The organism is Pseudomonas sp. PS01297 (genome assembly GCF_029959305.1).
GTDB lineage: Bacteria > Pseudomonadota > Gammaproteobacteria > Pseudomonadales > Pseudomonadaceae > Aquipseudomonas > Aquipseudomonas helleri.
The window spans coordinates 1-1,603 of sequence record NZ_JASCPQ010000203.1 but is presented as its reverse complement, the minus strand read 5'-3'; the positions used below and the strand labels follow the sequence as shown (position 1 = coordinate 1,603).

The 1,603-nt window shown below is 60.9% G+C and carries 1 protein-coding gene; it reads left to right on the top strand.

The features are described 5' to 3' along the window. Positions 1-99 precede the first annotated feature (99 nt). Complete coding sequence (mapR, locus tag QMX84_RS26270; RefSeq protein WP_153335162.1) at positions 100-1,509, top strand: GntR family transcriptional regulator MpaR; 1,410 nt, start codon at positions 100-102, stop codon at positions 1,507-1,509. Positions 1,510-1,603 lie beyond the last annotated feature (94 nt).

Genomic DNA, 1,603 nt, shown 5'->3' with positions numbered 1-1,603 from the left:
GGGCTTGCTCGCGATAGCATCGACGCGGTCATTCCGGCAAACCGCGTCGTTAACATCGCGAGCAAGCCCGCTCCCACAGGATTAGCTGAGCTTTAGTTCATGAAACGCTACGAAAAATTTGCTGACGATATTGCTGAACTGATCCGTTCCGGGGTGCTCGGCCCCGGCCAGCGCGTGCCCTCGGTGCGCTATGCCAGCCAGACCTACGGCGTCAGCCCGTCTACGGTATTCCAGGCCTATTACCTGCTCGAACGCCGTGGCCTGATTCGCGCCAAGCCGCGTTCGGGGTATTTCGTCAACACCCATGCGCCCAGCCCGTTTTCCGAGCCGGAAGTCAGCAGCCACCCCACCGAGTCCACCCAGGTCGATGTGAGTGATTTGGTGTTCTCGGTATTGGACTCCATCAAAGACCCGCACACCGTGCCGTTCGGCTCGGCCTTCCCCAGCCCGATGTTGTTTCCGCTGCAACGCCTGGCCCGCTCCATGGCCACCGCCAGCCGCGAAATGGACCCGCGCATGGTGGTCACCGACATGTCACCCGGCAACCCGCAATTACGTCGCCAGATCGCTCTGCGTTATATGGTCGGCGGCCTGATGCTGCCCATGGAGGAGTTGCTGATCACCAACGGCGCGCTGGAAGCCTTGAACCTGTGCCTGCAAGCAGTGACCGAACCCGGCGACCTGGTGGCCATTGAAGCCCCGGCCTTTTACGCCTGCCTGCAAGTGCTGGAGCGGCTCAAGCTCAAGGCCGTGGAAATCCCCGTGCACCCGCGTGACGGCATGGACCTCGACGCACTCGCCCACACCCTTGAACGGCACACCATCAAGGCCGTGTGGAGCATGACCAGTTTTCAAAACCCGATTGGCGCGACCATGCCCGAAGCCAAAAAGCAGGCGCTGGTCGAGCTGTTGCGCGAGCATCAAGTGCCGCTGATTGAAGACGACGTGTACGCCGAGCTGTACTTCGGCCAGCACGCGCCGAAACCGGCCAAAGCCTTTGATACCGAAGGGCTGGTGATGCATTGCGGTTCGTTCGCGAAAAGCCTGGCGCCAGGTTATCGGGTTGGCTGGGTCGCCGCCGGGCGTTTTGCGCAGAAGGTAGAACGGCTGAAACTGATGACCTCGCTGTGCCCATCGATGCCCGCCCAGGCGGCGATTGCCGATTATTTGCAGCACGGCGGCTACGACCGCCACCTGCGGCGCCTGCGCGACGCCCTGGAAGACCAGCAAAGCGCGATGCTGGCGGCGATTGCGCGGTATTTCCCGGCGCAGACCCGGGTCAGCAAACCGGCGGGCGGATACTTTTTGTGGCTTGAACTGCCTGAACAGATGGACTCGCTCAAGCTGTTCCAGATGGCCCTGGCTCAAGGCATCAGCATTGCGCCGGGGCCGATCTTCTCGGCGACCCAGCGCTTTAGAAACTGCATCCGCTTGAACTACGGCAGCCCGTGGGATGAGACCACTGAAAAGGCCATGGAAACCTTGGGCAAAATCGTTCGTTCTTTTTAAAGCCCCCTTAAAACCAACTGTGGGAGCGGGCTTGCTCGCGATTAGAACAACGCGTTTCAATCTTCAAGCGCGTCGATTCTATCGCGAGCAAGCC